Raw genomic sequence first — 16,580 nt, forward strand, 5'->3', positions numbered from 1 at the left:
GTGCGTTATGAGTCTGACCATCACGTTAACGGGAACCGGAAGCGCACAGCTGGTGCCGGTCTTTGGCTGCGACTGCGCGGCGTGTCGCAGGGCGCGTTTGCAGGACAACTATCGCCGTCGCCCCTGTAGCGCGGTGGTCAAATTCAACGATGCAGTCACCCTGCTGGATGCGGGCATTCCGCACCTGATGGACGACTGGCCGGCGGGGAGCTTCCAGCAGTTTTTGCTCACGCACTATCATATGGATCACGTCCAGGGGCTATTCCCCCTGCGCTGGGGCGTGGGCGCAACCATCCCGGTCTACGGCCCGCCGGATGACGCAGGCTGTGACGACCTGTTTAAACACCCCGGCATTCTGGATTTCAGCCACACGGTCGAGCCGTTCGTGATGTTTGAGCTGCAGGGGCTGCGGGTCACGCCGCTGCCGCTCAACCATTCAAAACTGACCTTCGGGTATCTGCTGGAATCGGCCCATAGCCGCGTGGCGTGGCTTTCTGATACCGCCGGACTGCCGGATAAAACGGTGACGTTTCTGCTCAACAATCAGCCACAGGCGATAATCATCGACTGCAGCCATGAACCGCGTCCGGAGACGCCGCGCAACCACAGTGATTTAAATACGGTGATTTCCCTGAACGAGGTGATTGGCTGTCCGCAGGTGATCCTGACGCACATTAGCCATCAGTTTGACGCATGGATGATGGATAACCCGCTGCCGGACGGCATTGAAGCGGGATATGACGGGATGGTACTTGTGCTGGATTAGGTTTTCTCCCTCTCCCGTGGGAGAGGGTTGGGGTGAGGGCAACAGGCCGCACTTAGCCGCGATCGTAATCGTCTTCCAACCTGCGCTCGTCCTCTTCTAACCGACGCCTGTCGTCGTCCAGCTGGCGCTGACGCTCGTCTAAGCGGCGGCGTCTGTCTTCGAGCTGCCGACGACGATCGTCGTACTGTCGGCTGTCGATTTGACGGCTGCGGTCGTAACGATCGTCGTCATCGTCATTACGGCTGCTGCTGGGGTTGTAGGCATCGTTGATCGCCTGCTGAATGTTGCCAATGGCGTCATCAATCACATCGGCATGCGCCAGTTGGCTGGTTAAAGTCAGCAGACCAAATAACAGGACGGTAGAGTAACGTTTCATAAGGCCAGTCTCGCAGGTTGACTGGCTTTACGGTAATGAACGGCTGGGAACCGGGGTAGCGGAGGAATCTCAAATTACCATCACCTTCCGCAGCGCCTGCGCCAGCTGCTGGCGGGTAAACGGCTTACGCAGTAACGGAACGTCCGGCAGTTGCGGGTTATGCGCCGGGCGCAAATCCTGCCCGCTGATCAGCAGCACCGGAAGCTGCGGATAATGGCTGCGCACATGGTTAATCACCTCGGCCCCGCTCAGGCTTCCGGGCAACATCAGATCGCTGATAAACATACCAATATCCGGCGACGCCGCCAGCATGTTCAGGGCCTGTTCGCCGCTGTCCGCTTCGAGCGTCAGGTAGCCAAGCTGATGCAGCTGTTCGCACAGGGTCTGGCGAACGTCCGCCTCATCTTCCAGCACCAGTACAAGCCGCTCGTGATCCACGGACGTTGTGGCAGCCAGCGCTTCATCCTCCGAGACGGCGGGCAGCGTCGAGCGCGGGAGGTGGAGCCGCACGGTCGTTCCTTGTCCCGGCGCGCTTTCGATCTCTACCCGCCCCCCGGACTGACGCACAAAACCGTACACCATCGACAGGCCCAGCCCGCTTCCGCTTCCGGTCTGCTTGGTGGTGAAGAACGGTTCAAAAACCCGGGATTTCACCTCCTGCGACATCCCGCTGCCGCGATCGATGACCTCCAGCGCTACCATATCCTGCCTGCGTCCGTCGCTGCGGGTCACGCGCTGGTTCCAGGTGCGAATTTTGATCGCCCCGCTCTGGCCTTCCATCGCATCCCGGGCGTTCATCACCAGGTTGATAATGGCGTTTTCCAGCTGGCTGACGTCAATCCACGCGGGCCATGCCGGGGTTTGCGCTTCAATCTCCAGGGTAAGCGTGGCGGGCAGCGAGTGGCGCATCAGTTCCCGAAGGTTTTCCAGCAGGGGCAGCATCTCTACTGCATGCGGCGTCAGGGACTGTTTGCGGGAAAACGCCAGCAGCCGCTGGGTCAGCAGCGCGCCGCGTTCGGCAGCCTTCAGCGCACGGGTAATGCGCGGCGCGTCGTTTGATTCGGGGTCTGTCAGCTCAAGGCTGCCGATAATTACCGCCAGCAGGTTGTTAAAATCATGCGCCAGCCCGCCGGTCAGCTGTCCGACGGCCTTCATCTTCTGGCTGTGCAGCAGCGCCTCTTCCAGCCCCTGACGCTCGATGCGGTCGATCTCCATCTGCGTGGTTTTCTCTTTCAGCAAACGCGTGGTGTGCTCAAGCGAGGCGGTGTTGCGGGCAAAAACGTTAAACGCGCGCGCCAGCTCGCCCAGCTCGTCGCGCCGCTGCAGCGCAGGAACAGAAACATCCTGTTCACCGTGGGCAAGTCGCGACATCGCCCGGGAGATGGCCGTCAGGTTGGAGCCCAGATTGCGGTAGATATACCAGCAGGCGCAGCCGGTGATGATCAGCGCCAGCACGGCGAAGATGCTGATAAACACGCTGATGGATTGCAACTCGTGATGGCTCTGGGCCGTGCGAAGCCGGGAAGCCTGCGCCACCTGCTCAACGTACTGATTAATATCGCTATTAAGGATCGCCACCAGGGCCTTAATGTGGAACATATACCAGCTGATGGACAGATCGCTCTCCTCCAGCTGCTTCGACAGCGGGGCAAGCTTGCGCAGCTCGGCGTTAAAATCGGGCAGAACGCCCTCCACGACCGGCTGTATGGCGCTTCGGGGCAGCGTGGCGGTCACGGCGTCCAGCTGCTGAACGGTAGCACGCGGCGAAGGTGTATCAATCGCGGCCGCGATCAGCCGATCCATCTCCATCAGCTGCCGCGCGTCCGGCACGTTGCTGCCGAAGCGGCGGTTGATGTCCTGAAGATGGCGTAAATAGCTCTGGCTTTGATAGAGCGAGCTCAGCAGCGCGTTACGCTCAAGATGCCGCTTTTGCCCACGCTCCAGCATCCCCGTTACGCTTTGCTGTAATTCATTGCTTCTGCGAATAATCCGCGCCACCAGCGCCGGCTCCTGCTGCGCCAGCGGGGCATCCGCCAGCTGTTCCAGCGAGCGGCGCAGCGCCGTTTGCATCTGCTTCAGCCGCTCGGCCTCGCCTTTGTACTCCAGCGCCCCCACTACCTGCGAAAGCCGCACCGCCGCCGTTGCCACGTTGGCCGTGTCGCGCGCGAGGTTCATGCTCCCGGTCATGTCGTCCAGCGTTTGCTGTTGGACCTGCTCCTGGATCTGGCTGGCATGACGAAAGCCGAGCACCGCCACGCCGCTCACCATCAGCGTGACGGCGACCACCAGCAGGTTAAATATCAGCAGGCGACCGCGGGCGCTGGAGAAGAACGGGGGGCGTGAAGACATGTTGACTCCGTAACTGTGATCCACATTTGCTATTCATAACTATGACAAATATGAACAGCTTCTGACATTTTGCATTTACGCACCTGTGATGAAGTGCAGATATCGACATTCACAGGAGATCCGCCATGAGCAGAACCCCGGTTTTAGAGATGCGCCACATTGCCAAAACCTTTGGCAATTTCCACGCGCTCAAGGGCGTAGATTTGACGGTCTTCCCCGGTGAGATCCACGCGCTGATGGGGGAAAACGGCGCGGGAAAAAGCACGCTGATGAAGATCCTCGCGGGGGCCTATACCGCCACCGGCGGCGAGATCCTGATCGACGGCCAGCCGTTTCACATCAAAGGGCCGAAGGACGCGCTGGCCGCAGGCATTACCCTGATTTACCAGGAGATGCAGCTCGCCCCCAATCTGACCGTCGCGGAAAATATCTTCCTCGGCAGCGAGTTGTCGCGCGGCGGGCTGGTGCAGCGCAAGGAGATGGCCGCCCAGGCGCAGGCGGTGATTGACCGTCTCGGCGCGCAGTTCAGCGCCACCGACCTGGTGATGAAGCTGACCATCGCTGAGCAGCAGCAGGTGGAAATCGCCCGCGCGCTGCACCGCAACAGCCGCATCCTGGTGATGGACGAACCCACCGCCGCCCTCTCCTCCCGCGAAACCCACCGCCTGTTTGAACTGATTTTGCGCCTGCGTGATGAAGGCATGGCGATTATCTATATCAGCCACCGCATGGCGGAGGTCTATGAACTCTCTGACCGCGTGAGCGTTCTGCGCGACGGGCAGTACGTCGGCAGCCTGACGCGCGACAAGCTGAACGCGTCTGAACTGGTGAAGATGATGGTGGGCCGCCCGCTCAGCGATCTGTTCAACAAAGAGCGCGATATCCCTCTCGGCAGCCCGCGTCTCAACGTGCACCACCTCACCGACGGTAAAAAAGTGCAGCCGTGCAGCCTGCAGGTGCGCTCCGGTGAAATCGTCGGGCTGGCGGGGCTGGTCGGGGCCGGACGCTCCGAGCTGGCGCAGTTGATTTTCGGCGTGCGCAAGGCCACCGGCGGGATGATTGAGGTGGACGGCGAGCCGGTGGTGATCCACTCCCCGCGCGCGGCCATTGAAAACGGGATTGGTTTTCTCACCGAGAACCGCAAGGAGCAGGGGCTGTTTCTGGAGCTGGCGGCGCAGGAGAACATCACCATGGCGACGCTGGAGCGCGACGCCACCTTCGGCATGCTTAACCGCAAAAAAGCCCAGTCCATTTCCGATGACGCTATCGCCCTGCTTAACATCCGCGTGCCCCATTCTCAGGTGCGCGCGGGCGGGCTTTCCGGCGGCAACCAGCAAAAGCTGCTGATCTCGCGCTGGGTGGCGATTGGCCCGCGCATTCTGATTCTCGACGAACCCACGCGCGGTGTGGACGTCGGTGCCAAAAGCGAGATCTACCGCATCATGAACCAGATGGCGCGCAAGGGCGTGGCGATTTTGATGATCTCCAGCGAGCTGCCGGAAGTGGTAGGCATGAGCGACCGGGTGTACGTAATGCGGGAAGGCAGCATTGCGGGTGAACTGCACGGGCGCGACATCTCTCAGGAAAATATTATGACGCTGGCAACCGGCGTGAACGACACACATCATCAGGCGGTGCAATCATGACAACTCCAACCCATCCGCAGCAGGTGGCGAAATCCGCCTCCGCCAAAAAAATGCTGATGAGCGATCTGATGCAAACGGTCGGCATTTTGCCGATTTTAATCCTGATTGTGGCGGTGTTTGGCTTTATCGCCCCGAACTTCTTTACCGAAAGTAACCTGCTCAACATTACCCGTCAGGCGTCGATCAACATCGTGCTGGCGGCGGGGATGACCTTCATCATCCTGACCGGCGGGATTGACCTCTCCGTGGGCTCGATTCTCGGCACCACGGCGGTGGCGGCGATGGTGGTCTCGCTTATTCCTGAATTCGCGATGCTCTCCATTCCGGCGGCGCTGATGCTCGGCATGGTGCTGGGGCTGTTCAACGGCGCGCTGGTGGCCTTCGCCGGGCTGCCGCCGTTTATCGTCACGCTCGGCACCTATACGGCGCTGCGCGGCGCGGCGTATCTGCTGGCGGACGGTACCACGGTGATTAACTCCAGCATCAGCTTCGAGTGGATCGGCAATAACTATCTCGGCCCGATTCCGTGGCTCGTCGTCATTGCCCTGGCGGTCATCGCTATCTGCTGGTTCATCCTGCGCCGCACCACGCTCGGCGTTCATATCTACGCGGTCGGCGGCAACATGCAGGCGGCGCGCTTAACCGGCATCAAGGTCTGGCTGGTGCTGCTGTTTGTCTACGGCATGAGCGGCCTGCTCTCCGGCCTCGGCGGGGTGATGAGCGCCTCGCGCCTCTACAGCGCCAACGGCAACCTCGGCACGGGTTACGAGTTGGATGCGATTGCGGCGGTGATCCTCGGCGGCACCAGCTTCGTCGGCGGGATCGGCACGATCACCGGCACGCTGGTGGGGGCGCTGATCATCGCCACCCTCAACAACGGCATGACGCTGATGGGCGTCTCCTACTTCTGGCAGCTGGTGATCAAAGGGGCGGTGATCATCATAGCGGTGCTGATCGACAAATACCGTACCCGACATCATCAAAGTGCATAACAACAATACCCTACAAGCGAGGAAGACAAGATGCGTTTGAAACCCTTAGTGACCGCGCTCTGTGCTGGCGCGCTGCTGGCCGCAACGCCGTTTGCGCAGGCAAAAGATCTGAAGTCCATCGGCGTGACGGTGGGCGACCTGGCTAACCCGTTCTTCGTGCAGATCACCAAAGGTGCCGAGCTGGAAGCGCGCAAGCTGGCTGGCGATAACGTCAAGGTGACGCTGGTTTCCAGCGGGTACGATCTGGGCCAGCAGGTGTCGCAGATCGATAACTTCATCGCCGCGAAGGTGGACATGATCATCCTCAACGCTGCGGATTCCAAAGGGATCGGCCCGGCGGTGAAGCGAGCCAAAGAAGCGGGGATCGTGGTCGTGGCGGTGGACGTGGCGGCGGAAGGGGCCGATGCGACCATCACCTCCGATAATACCCAGGCGGGGGAAATGGCCTGTAAGTACATTACCGACCGTCTGAAAGGCAAAGGCAACGTGGTGATCATCAACGGACCGCCGGTCTCCGCGGTGCAGAACCGCGTGGAAGGCTGCCAGACGGAATTCAAAAAACATCCGGACATCAAGGTGCTCTCGGACAACCAGAATGCCAAAGGCAGTCGTGAAGGCGGGCTGGAAGTGATGACCTCCCTGCTGGCGGCCAATCCGAAGATCGACGGCGTATTCGCGATTAACGATCCGACCGCGATCGGCGCCGATCTGGCGGCGAAACAGGCCCAGCGCAACGAGTTCTTTATCGTCGGCGTGGACGGTTCCCCGGACGGTGAAGAGGCGCTGAAGCGCGAAAACTCCCTGTTTGTGGCGACCCCGGCGCAGGATCCGCAGGTGATGGCGGCGAAGGCGGTGGAGATCGGCTATGACATTCTGCAGGGCAAACCTGCGCCGAAAGAGCCTGTGCTGATCCCGGTGACGATGATCGATAAAAAGAACGTCGGCACGTATAAGGGGTGGACGGTTAAATGATCCTTTTCCCTCTCCCACAGGGAGAGGGAACTGTTTTCAAGGAGTCCCCATGAAACGCTCCGACATTAATGAAATCCTCGGCCACACGCGGCAGTTCTTTTCCATGCACGACGTGCATCTCCCGCCGTTTGCCAGCTTTCCACCCACAAAATGGCAGCAGCTTGATCGGGCCGAGTGGCAGGAAGTGTTTGACCTCAAGCTCGGCTGGGACGTGACCGCTTTCGGCGGCAACAGCTTTTCCGCACAGGGTCTGACGCTGTTTACCCTGCGCAACGGCTCCCCCAACGGCGTGCCGTATGAGAAATGCTACGCCGAAAAAATCATGCACGTGCGCGACGGCCAGGTGACGCCGATGCATTTTCACTGGCGCAAGCGGGAGGACATCATTAACCGGGGCGGCGGGAACCTGATTATTGAGTTATGGAATGCGGGAGCGCATGAAGAGACCGAAAACACCGACGTGACCGTCACGATTGACGGCTGTCGGCAAACCCACGCTCCCGGCAGCCAGCTGCGCCTCACACCAGGGGAAAGCATCTGTCTCACGCCCGGTCTGTATCACAGCTTCTGGGGCGAACGCGGCTTTGGCGACGTGCTGGTGGGCGAAGTGTCGTCGGTGAATGACGACGAGCACGACAACCACTTTTTGCAGCCCGTTGCCCGCTATAACAACATCGAAGAAGACGAACCGGCGGTGCTGGTGTTGTGCAACGAGTACAACCTGTTTCGGAGATAAGGAGTGAATGATGCCACTGATTTCTCTTGCCGACGGTCTTGAGCACGCCAGGAAACATCGCTACGCGCTGGGCGCGTTCAACGTGCTCGACTCCCATTTCCTGCGCGCGCTGTTTGCCGCCGCAAAGCAGGAACGCTCGCCGTTTATCATCAACATCGCCGAAGTGCACTTTAAGTATGTTTCCCTGGATTCGCTGGTCGAAGCGGTCAAGTTCGAAGCCGCCCGTCACGATATTCCCGTGGTGCTGAATCTCGACCACGGTCTGCATTTCGAGGCCGTCGTGCGCGCCCTGCGCCTGGGGTTTAGCTCGGTGATGTTCGACGGCTCGACGCTGAGCTACGAGGAGAACATTCGCCAGACCCGGGAAGTGGTGAAGATGTGCCACGCGGTGGGCGTCTCGGTGGAGGCGGAGCTGGGCGCGGTCGGCGGGGATGAAGGCGGCGCGCTGTACGGACATGCGGATGAAGCGTTCTTTACCGACCCGCAGCTGGCGCGGGAGTTTGTCGATAAGACCGGCATCGACGCGCTGGCGGTCGCCATCGGCAACGCGCACGGCAAATACAAAGGCGAACCGAAGCTCGATTTCCCGCGCCTGGACGCCATTCGTCAGCAGACGGGGCTGCCGCTGGTGCTGCACGGCGGCTCCGGGATTAGCGATGCCGACTTCCGCCGCGCCATCGAGCTGGGCATTCATAAAATCAACTTCTACACCGGCATGTCGCAGGCCGCGCTCGCCGCCGTTGAGCAGCGTATGGCGAACCGCCAGCCGCTGTACGATGAGTTTGCCGAACTGCTGCTGGGGATAGAAGAGGCGATAACCGATACGGTCGCCGAGCAGATGCGCATCTTCGGCAGCGCGGGGCAGGCATAATGGAACGCAAAGGCATCATCGCCGCAGGCAATATGCTGGTGGATCACGTTCACCAGATCGTGCAGTGGCCGGAGCGCGGCTGGCTGGCGGAAATCACCCACAGCGAACGCTCAACCGGCGGCGCGCCGCTCAACGTGCTGCTGACGCTGGCGAAAATGCACGCCGGCCTGCCGCTGCAGGCGGTGGGGCTGATCGGGGAAGACGGCGACGGGGATTACATTCTGGCGATGCTCGACCAGTACCACGTCAACCGCCAGCGCGTACAGCGCACCACCTTTGCGCCAACCTCCATGTCGCAGGTGATGACCGATCCCAGCGGGCAGCGCACCTTTTTCCACTCGCCGGGCGCCAACCGTCTGCTGGATCTTCCCGCCTTCGATCGTCTCGATGGATCGATGAAGATCTTCCATCTCGGCTACCTGCTGCTGCTCGACAGCCTGGATATGCCGGATGACGAGTTTGGCACCCGCAGCGCGCGGCTGCTGGCGCAGATGCGCGAGCAGGGGTATGAAACCTCCCTTGACCTGGTGTCCCGCAAGGGCGACCCGCGCTATCAGCCACTGGTACTCCCTGCCCTGCGCCATCTGGATTATCTGGTGATTAACGAGCTCGAGGCCGGTGAGTTTAGCGGGCTGACAATGCGTGACGAAAACGACGCCCCGCACATTGTCCATATCGCCGACGCCGCGGCGCAGCTGCTGGCGGCCGGGGTACGCCAGCGGGTGGTGATCCACTGTCCGGAAGGCGCATGGGGAGAAGCTCGCGGTGAAGCGGGTTGCTGGATCCCGTCATGGATGCTGGAGCAGGACGAGATTATCGGCAGCGTTGGCGCGGGCGATGCCTTTTGCGCCGGCTTTTTATACGGCTGCCATGAATCGCTGCCGCTGACAGAAAGTATTTATCTGGCGCACGCCTGCGCGCGGGCAAGCCTGCTGGCCGCCAATGCGATTAACGGCGCAAAAACGCTGGCCGAGCTGCAGGCGTTTATTCGCGAGAGCGCTTAGTTTAACAATAATTGCGATTTTTCATTACAGTTCTATGAATTTTATATTCCCGAACTACACTCTCTCCATCTGGCATATTCGGCGTGGGCAGCACTCTGTCCGCACGCTTTTCCGAAATGAGATAGAAAGAGGACAAGGGAAAAATGTTCGCAGCAATCATCATCGGTATTTTCATTATCAGCGTTATTTATGCGCATTCACGCGGCAAAGAAAAACAGACGCTTTCTCGTCAGCTCTTCGACCATTCGACGTTCATGGCCCCCATCAATATGTTTATGACGGCGTTTTCTTCCCTGCCCGCCAGGCAGCCTTTCTTTGAAACAGAGCGCTTCCCGGAATTAAATAAGCTGACGGAAAACTGGCTGGTTATTCGCGAAGAGGCGCTGCGTTTGCAGCATCATATTAAGGCGGCGGAAAATAATAACGACGCTGGCTTTAACACCTTTTTTAAACGCGGCTGGAAACGTTTTTACCTGAAATGGTATGCCGATGCCCATCCCTCCGCGCAGTCTTTATGCCCGGTGACGACCCGGCTGGTGAGTGAAATCCCCTCGGTGAAGGCGGCCATGTTTGCCGAGCTGCCGGCGGGTGCGAAGCTGGGTAAGCACCGGGATCCGTACGCGGGATCGGTTCGTTACCATCTGGGCTTATTCACACCGAATGACGATCGCTGCTTTATTGAAGTCGACAGGCAGCGCCACAGCTGGCGGGATGGCGAAGCCGTTATTTTTGATGAGACCTACGTCCACTGGGCAGAAAATAAATCGGATCAAACGCGCATTATTCTCTTCTGCGATATTGAACGTCCGATGAAGTGGCGCTGGGCGCAGGCGGTTAACCATTGGGTGGGGACCACGCTGATGTCTGCAGCCCGCTCACCGAATGACGAGAATGACAGCACCGGCGGCATTAACCGCATTTTTAAATACGTTCATGCGGGCCGCGAGCGGGGACAGCGTCTGAAAAAAAGAAACCGTAAGGCCTATTACGCCATCAAGTATCTGTGCATCGCTGCAATCTTTGCCGCCATCATTGTTCCGGCGATAACGTAAGCCTTATGCCGCCTGTTCGGGTCGGCTCACATCGGAGGCAAACACGTAACCCAGCCCGCGGATCGTTTTGATAAGCGCAGGCTGATGCGGGTTAGCCTCTATTTTCCGGCGCAGGCGCATGATCAGCACGTCAATCGTGCGATCGAACACGTCGGCGCTTTCGCTGTGGGTCAGCTCGAGCAGGCGATCGCGGCTCAGCACCCGGCGGGCATTCTGCGTGAGCGCCAGCAGCAGGCCGTACTCGCCCTGGGTTAAGGGCACGGTATTACGCTGCGGATCGCTCAGCTCGCAGCGGGAGGTATCCAGCGTCCATCCGTTAAACACAATGCCCGCGGCGGGAGCTTCCGCCGCCAGCACGCCCGTACGCCTCAGCACCGCCTTCACGCGGGCGACCACCACGCGCGGGTTGAACGGTTTGCCAATATAATCGTCGGCCCCCATCTCCAGCCCCACCACCACGTCTGATTCACTGCCCAGCCCGGTTAACATGATCACCGGTAGCGCCGGGCGCTGCTTTTGCAGCTGCAGCAAAACCTGCAGGCCGTTGATGTCCGGCAGCATCATATCCAGCAGAACAAGGGCGATAGCCGGCTCCTGTTGGACCTGCCGCAGCGCATCCTGGCCGTTGTGGCAGACAAGCACGCTAAAGACGTGCTCGCTCAGCACATCCTGCAGCAGTTCACACACTGCCATATCGTCATCAACTACCAGAATCGCCGGTTTCATCATATGCTTCCGTCAGGGGATTATGTTAAGTCTGAACCATTCTGCCGTCGGCTCCAGTGAAATGAATTTTTCCGTGACGGAAATTCAACCCATGTCACATCCGCCGCTCATTCGACACGTCAATTTTGACGATTGTCGGCTTTTCGTCAGGGATTTCGCCGGGAATGCACCGTAAAGCCGGTGAGTAACCCCACTAAAAACATGGCATAGAAGCTGCATTAGTCGGTGCGAAAGATTTGATTAACTGGAGCAGACTGATGAAAAAAGTCGTCACGGTTTGCCCTTATTGTGCCTCAGGTTGCAAGATCCACCTGGTGGTCGATAACGGCAAAATCGTCCGGGCGGAGGCCGCGCAGGGAAAAACCAACCAGGGCACGCTGTGCCTGAAGGGGTATTACGGCTGGGATTTTATTAACGATACACAAATCCTCACCCCGCGCCTGAAAAACCCTATGATCCGCCGCGAGCGCGGCGGCAAGCTGGAAGCCGTCTCCTGGAACGAGGCGCTGGATTACGTCGCCACGCGCCTGAGTGCTATTAAGGCCAAGTATGGCCCGGATGCCATTCAGACCACCGGCTCCTCACGCGGGACCGGGAATGAAACCAACTACGTGATGCAAAAATTCGCGCGCGCCGTTATTGGTACCAATAACGTCGACTGCTGCGCTCGCGTCTGACACGGCCCATCGGTTGCAGGTCTGCACCAGTCGGTCGGTAACGGCGCAATGAGTAATGCTATCAACGAGATAGATAACACCGATCTGGTGTTTATCTTCGGTTATAACCCGGCGGATTCTCACCCTATCGTCGCGAACCACGTGATTCGCGCTAAACAGAACGGGGCGAAAATTATCGTCTGCGATCCGCGCAAAATCGAAACCGCGCGCATTGCGGATATGCACATTGCGCTGAAAAACGGCTCGAATATCGCGCTGTTGAATGCGATGGGGCACGTCATTATCGAGGAAAACCTGTACGATCAGGCGTTTGTCGCCACGCGTACGGAAGGGTTTGAAGAGTACCGGAAAATTGTCGAAGGCTACACGCCGGAGTCGGTAGAGGCGATAACCGGCGTGAGCGCGCAGGAGATCCGCCAGGCGGCACGGATGTATGCCGGAGCGAAAACCGCCGCCATCCTGTGGGGCATGGGCGTGACCCAGTTCTACCAGGGCGTGGAAACCGTGCGCTCCCTGACCAGCCTCGCGATGCTGACCGGGAATCTGGGCAAAGCGCACGTCGGCGTTAACCCGGTTCGCGGCCAGAATAACGTCCAGGGTGCCTGCGACATGGGCGCGCTGCCGGACACGTATCCGGGCTACCAGTACGTGAAGTACCCGGAAAACCGCGAGAAGTTCGCGAAGGCCTGGGGCGTGGAGAGCCTGCCGGCACACACCGGCTATCGCATCAGCGAGCTGCCGCACCGCGCGGCGCACGGTGAAGTGCGGGCGGCCTACATCATGGGTGAAGATCCGCTCCAGACCGACGCCGAGCTGTCTGCGGTGCGCAAAGGCTTTGAGGATCTGGAGTTGGTGATTGTCCAGGATATCTTCATGACCAAAACCGCGGCGGCGGCGGATGTGATTCTCCCGTCGACCTCCTGGGGCGAGCATGAAGGCGTCTACACGGCGGCGGACCGCGGCTTCCAGCGCTTCTTTAAGGCGGTCGAGCCGAAGTGGGATTTGAAAACGGACTGGCAGATCATCAGCGAAATCGCCACCCGCATGGGCTACCCGATGCAGTACAACAACACCCAGGAGATCTGGGACGAGCTGCGGCATCTGTGCCCGGACTTTTATGGGGCAACCTATGAAAAAATGGGTGAGCTGGGCTACATCCAGTGGCCGTGCCGGGACGAGTCGGAGGCCGACCAGGGGACGTCGTATCTCTTTAAAGAGAAATTTGACACCCCGAACGGGCTGGCGCAGTTCTTCACCTGCGACTGGGTTGCGCCGATCGATAAACTCACCGACGAATACCCGATGGTGCTCTCTACCGTGCGTGAAGTAGGCCACTACTCCTGTCGTTCAATGACCGGCAACTGCGCCGCGCTGGCGGCGCTGGCGGACGAACCGGGCTACGCGCAGATCAACACCGCCGATGCGGAGCGCCTCGGCATTGAGGATGAAGCGCTGGTGTGGGTGAATTCGCGCAAAGGCCGCATCATTACCCGCGCGCAGGTCAGCGACCGTCCCAACAAAGGGGCTGTCTATATGACCTACCAGTGGTGGATTGGTGCCTGTAACGAGCTGGTGACGGAGAACCTCAGCCCGATAACCAAAACGCCGGAGTATAAATACTGCGCCGTCAACGTGGAGCCGATAGCGGATCAGCACGCGGCGGAACAGTATGTGATCGACGAATATAACAAGCTGAAAGCACGGCTGCGTGAAAGCGCAATGGGTTGAAGCCGTTAATTAATCGTTGAATAAAGGGAGTGAGTTATTCACTCCCTTTTTATTTCCGCTTAAAACATTAAAAATATAAATTATTATTCTGGAAAGCGGCTCGCAAAATAATGTAATTCGCGCAGAACAGAATTACATCTTTGCATTTTAATTCAGAAGGATAAGATGTGCGGCGGGTGCTTAAGACTTTCTGTCTTGAGCATTGTTGAGGGACAGAAAGTGGAAAGCCCCGGGAAATTTTCATTCACTCGAGGCTGCCCCTCAACTACCAACAGGTTGAGAGTAGCCTCTTATTCTTTTTTTGACAAGGAGTAAAAGGCATGACGCCATTAAAAACTGCGTTAGGCATCGTCTTTATTATCTGCCTGACGATAGTGATATTTACCTTTATTACTCGCGGTAGACTGTGCGAGTTTTCAATAAAGAGTGAACATCAGGAGGTGGCGGCGAAATTAGCCTGCGTGCCAGGCTTACCTCTACGGGCGAAACCACGGTTTCGCCCGGCTTGTAGGATGCTGAGGTCTTAATGCACCCATTTTTTTCTTTTGCTACCGCGATTATACTGCGCGGCGTGTACCCAGATGATAAGAATCCATGAAAGCCATTTTTCTGTTGATGTTATTTTTTACGTCGTTCGCCCGCGCGGATGAGATAGGCAGCCAGTATCAGAAGCAGGCGGAAGCCGGCGATGCCCGCGCCCAGTATTATCTCGCCGATACCTACTTCAGCTCCGGTGACAGAAAGCAGGCAGCGCTGTGGGCCGAGAAAGCCGCGAAAGGCGGTGATGTCGACGCCATGGGGTTACTCTCGCAGATCCTCTTTACGCAGGGGGATTACGCTCAGGCTAAAGCGCTGGCGCAGCAGGCCACCATCGCCGGCAGCAAGCGCGGCACGATTATGCTGGCGCGTATTATGGTGAACACGCAGGCGGGTAAAACCGACTATCCTCAGGCCATCAAGCTCCTGCAAACGGCGGCCGAAGATATCGACAACGACTCGGCGGTCGATGCGCAACTGCTGCTGGGGCTGATTTATGCCAACGGTGTAGAGGTGCCGCAGGATGACGTACAGGCGGCATCATGGTTTAAGCGCAGCTCGTCCCTGTCACGTACGGGCTATGCGGAATACTGGGCAGGAATGCTGTTCCAGCAGGGTGAGAAAGGCTTTATTACGCCCAATAAACAGAAAGCGCTCTATTGGTTGAACCTGAGCTGTACCGAAGGGTTTGATACGGGGTGTGAGGAGTTTGATGCGTTGAGCGGAGAATAACGTGCCGGGTGGCGGCTTCGCCTTACCCGGCCTACAAAACCCGTAGGCCCGGTAAGCGCAGCGCCACCGGGCTTAGGATGTTACTGGTCAGCCGTCTTATCAAAACGACCCAGCACTTCACGTTCATACGCTAGCGCTTTTTTACGGTCGAATTTGTGTTCCCACTTGGCGATAACCAGCACCGCCAGCGCGTTACCCACCACGTTCAGCGCCGTACGCGCCATATCGAGGATACGGTCCACACCGGCGATGAACGCCAGGCCTTCCAGCGGTATACCCACGCTGCCCAGCGTCGCCAGCAGCACCACGAAGGAGACGCCCGGCACGCCTGCGATGCCCTTTGAGGTCACCATCAGCGTCAGAACCAGTACGATCTCCTGCCACAGCGACAGGTCAATGCCGTACAGCTGCGCGATAAAGATCGCCGCAATACTCTGGTACAACGTCGAGCCATCCAGGTTAAAGGAGTAGCCGGTCGGCACCACGAAGCTCGTTATCGACGCTGGCGCACCGTACGCCTCCATCTTCTCAATGATGCGCGGCAGCACGCTCTCAGAGCTTGCGGTGGAGTACGCCAGAATCAGTTCATCCTTCAGGATGCGGATCAGGATCCAGATACTCAGCCCGCACAGGCGCGCCACAATCCCCAGCACCACCAGCGCGAAGAACAGAATGGCGAAGTGCACCAGGATCACCAGCTTCGCCAGCGGCCACAGGGAGGCAAAACCAAAGTTCGCCACGGTCACGGCGATAAGCGCGAACACCCCAACCGGCGCGTAGCGCATCACCATGTGGGTCACTTTGAACATGGTTTCGGAGATTGAGCGGAACACGGTGACCAGCGGCTCACGGTGTGTTGCCGGCAGGGAGGAGAGCCCCAGACCAAACAGCACCGAGAAGAAGATGATCGGCAGCATCTCGCCTTTCGCCATGGAAGCAATGATGTTGGTCGGCACCAGCGACAGGATAGTCCCCATCAGACCGTGGGAATGGCTCTGCACGTCAGCGGTGGTGCTTTGGTATTTCGAAATATCCACCGTCGCCAGCTGCGACATATCGATCCCGGAGCCTGGCTGGAATACGTTCGCCAGCGTTATGCCGAGGATAATCGCAACCGTGGTGATCACTTCGAAATAGAGAATAGTTTTCGCGCCAATGCGACCTAACTGCTTCGCATCGCCGACGCCCGCGATACCGACCACCAGCGTCGAGATCACAATGGGCACCACAATCATCTTAATCAGATGAATAAAAATATCGCCTGCCGGAGAGAGCAGGTTCGCAATCAGCCACTCGCGGCTGTCGCTATGATAATGGAGATAACTGCCCAGCAAGATGCCCAGCACAAGGGCCAGCAGGATCTGCCAGGCCAGGCTGACTTTCAAATTTTTCATAGAAACTGACTTCCTCAATGAA

At 58.7% G+C, this 16,580-nt stretch carries 14 protein-coding genes and 1 pseudogene; 11 read left to right on the top strand and 4 right to left on the bottom strand.

The genetic code is table 11. The annotated features are described in order from the left end of the window. Positions 1-7: 7 nt before the first annotated feature. Positions 8-766, top strand: a complete 759-nt coding sequence (gene phnP / locus IM313_RS00105) for a phosphonate metabolism protein PhnP (RefSeq protein ID WP_028015202.1) — start codon at positions 8-10, stop codon at positions 764-766. 52 nt (positions 767-818) lie between these two features. Here the strand turns inward: phnP and yjdP are convergent, their stop codons facing one another. Both yjdP and IM313_RS00115 read right to left on the bottom strand, forming a co-directional pair. Beyond that, positions 819-1,142, bottom strand: coding sequence for a DDRRRQL repeat protein YjdP (yjdP, locus tag IM313_RS00110; protein WP_028015201.1), 324 nt, complete (start codon positions 1,140-1,142; stop codon positions 819-821). A gap of 69 nt (positions 1,143-1,211) precedes the next feature. Next, entirely contained in the window at positions 1,212-3,491 is a 2,280-nt protein-coding gene (locus tag IM313_RS00115; protein ID WP_048958902.1) for an ATP-binding protein, read from the bottom strand. Between the two features lie 125 nt (positions 3,492-3,616). Here IM313_RS00115 and IM313_RS00120 point away from each other — a divergent pair, with 125 nt between their 5' ends. The 7 genes from IM313_RS00120 (at position 3,617) to lpxO (ending at position 10,764) form a co-directional block, all read left to right on the top strand. After that, the gene (locus IM313_RS00120; protein ID WP_028015199.1) at positions 3,617-5,137 is read left to right on the top strand and encodes a sugar ABC transporter ATP-binding protein; all 1,521 of its coding nucleotides are present in this window, start codon (positions 3,617-3,619) and stop codon (positions 5,135-5,137) included. After that, a complete protein-coding gene (locus IM313_RS00125; RefSeq protein WP_028015198.1) occupies positions 5,134-6,129 on the top strand; it encodes a ribose ABC transporter permease in 996 nt (331 codons plus the stop codon). The genes IM313_RS00120 and IM313_RS00125 overlap by 4 nt, the downstream gene beginning before the upstream one ends. Positions 6,130-6,159: 30 nt before the next feature. Then, a complete protein-coding gene (locus IM313_RS00130; protein WP_028015197.1) occupies positions 6,160-7,101 on the top strand; it encodes an ABC transporter substrate-binding protein in 942 nt (313 codons plus the stop codon). 49 nt (positions 7,102-7,150) lie between these two features. Further along, a complete protein-coding gene (locus IM313_RS00135) occupies positions 7,151-7,837 on the top strand; it encodes a D-lyxose/D-mannose family sugar isomerase (RefSeq protein ID WP_048999403.1) in 687 nt (228 codons plus the stop codon). A 10-nt stretch (positions 7,838-7,847) separates the two neighbouring features. Then, positions 7,848-8,708 (top strand): ketose 1,6-bisphosphate aldolase, encoded by an 861-nt coding sequence (locus IM313_RS00140; RefSeq protein WP_028015195.1) that lies wholly within the window; start codon positions 7,848-7,850, stop codon positions 8,706-8,708. Beyond that, positions 8,708-9,712, top strand: a complete 1,005-nt coding sequence (locus IM313_RS00145) for a carbohydrate kinase family protein (protein ID WP_192972037.1) — start codon at positions 8,708-8,710, stop codon at positions 9,710-9,712. The genes IM313_RS00140 and IM313_RS00145 overlap by 1 nt, the downstream gene beginning before the upstream one ends. 143 nt (positions 9,713-9,855) lie before the next feature. Further along, positions 9,856-10,764, top strand: a complete 909-nt coding sequence (gene lpxO / locus IM313_RS00150; RefSeq protein ID WP_028015193.1) for a lipid A hydroxylase LpxO — start codon at positions 9,856-9,858, stop codon at positions 10,762-10,764. Between the two features lie 3 nt (positions 10,765-10,767). Here the strand turns inward: lpxO and IM313_RS00155 are convergent, their stop codons facing one another. Beyond that, positions 10,768-11,490, bottom strand: coding sequence for a response regulator (locus tag IM313_RS00155; RefSeq protein ID WP_192972052.1), 723 nt, complete (start codon positions 11,488-11,490; stop codon positions 10,768-10,770). A 257-nt stretch (positions 11,491-11,747) separates the two neighbouring features. On the opposite strand from IM313_RS00155, the gene fdhF reads away from it, so the two are divergent. The 3 genes and pseudogenes from fdhF to IM313_RS00170 all read left to right on the top strand — a co-directional run bounded on the left by fdhF (position 11,748) and on the right by IM313_RS00170 (position 15,164). Next, the gene (gene fdhF / locus IM313_RS00160) at positions 11,748-13,895 is read left to right on the top strand and encodes a formate dehydrogenase subunit alpha (protein WP_082071016.1); all 2,148 of its coding nucleotides are present in this window, start codon (positions 11,748-11,750) and stop codon (positions 13,893-13,895) included. 320 nt (positions 13,896-14,215) lie between these two features. Continuing rightward, a pseudogene (locus IM313_RS00165) lies at positions 14,216-14,365 on the top strand (Hok/Gef family protein); the annotation flags it as partial. Between the two features lie 124 nt (positions 14,366-14,489). Then, positions 14,490-15,164: a tetratricopeptide repeat protein gene (locus IM313_RS00170; protein WP_192972039.1), complete on the top strand. Its 675-nt coding sequence runs from the start codon at positions 14,490-14,492 to the stop codon at positions 15,162-15,164. 80 nt (positions 15,165-15,244) lie between these two features. Here the strand turns inward: IM313_RS00170 and gltP are convergent, their stop codons facing one another. Then, complete coding sequence (gene gltP, locus IM313_RS00175; protein ID WP_028015187.1) at positions 15,245-16,558, bottom strand: glutamate/aspartate:proton symporter GltP; 1,314 nt, start codon at positions 16,556-16,558, stop codon at positions 15,245-15,247. Positions 16,559-16,580: the final 22 nt, after the last annotated feature.

The organism is Enterobacter cloacae complex sp. P2B, assembly GCF_014895985.1.
Lineage (GTDB): Bacteria > Pseudomonadota > Gammaproteobacteria > Enterobacterales > Enterobacteriaceae > Enterobacter > Enterobacter bugandensis.

Coding starts and splice junctions, on each gene's coding strand:
- IM313_RS00135 (WP_048999403.1), top strand. CDS start 7,151: ATGAAACGCTCCGACATTAATGAAATCCTCGGCCACACGCGGCAGTTC.
- IM313_RS00125 (WP_028015198.1), top strand. CDS start 5,134: ATGACAACTCCAACCCATCCGCAGCAGGTGGCGAAATCCGCCTCCGCC.
- IM313_RS00155 (WP_192972052.1), bottom strand. CDS start 11,490: ATGAAACCGGCGATTCTGGTAGTTGATGACGATATGGCAGTGTGTGAA.
- lpxO (WP_028015193.1), top strand. CDS start 9,856: ATGTTCGCAGCAATCATCATCGGTATTTTCATTATCAGCGTTATTTAT.
- yjdP (WP_028015201.1), bottom strand. CDS start 1,142: ATGAAACGTTACTCTACCGTCCTGTTATTTGGTCTGCTGACTTTAACC.
- IM313_RS00130 (WP_028015197.1), top strand. CDS start 6,160: ATGCGTTTGAAACCCTTAGTGACCGCGCTCTGTGCTGGCGCGCTGCTG.
- IM313_RS00145 (WP_192972037.1), top strand. CDS start 8,708: ATGGAACGCAAAGGCATCATCGCCGCAGGCAATATGCTGGTGGATCAC.
- IM313_RS00120 (WP_028015199.1), top strand. CDS start 3,617: ATGAGCAGAACCCCGGTTTTAGAGATGCGCCACATTGCCAAAACCTTT.
- IM313_RS00140 (WP_028015195.1), top strand. CDS start 7,848: ATGCCACTGATTTCTCTTGCCGACGGTCTTGAGCACGCCAGGAAACAT.
- gltP (WP_028015187.1), bottom strand. CDS start 16,558: ATGAAAAATTTGAAAGTCAGCCTGGCCTGGCAGATCCTGCTGGCCCTT.
- IM313_RS00170 (WP_192972039.1), top strand. CDS start 14,490: ATGAAAGCCATTTTTCTGTTGATGTTATTTTTTACGTCGTTCGCCCGC.
- IM313_RS00115 (WP_048958902.1), bottom strand. CDS start 3,491: ATGTCTTCACGCCCCCCGTTCTTCTCCAGCGCCCGCGGTCGCCTGCTG.
- phnP (WP_028015202.1), top strand. CDS start 8: ATGAGTCTGACCATCACGTTAACGGGAACCGGAAGCGCACAGCTGGTG.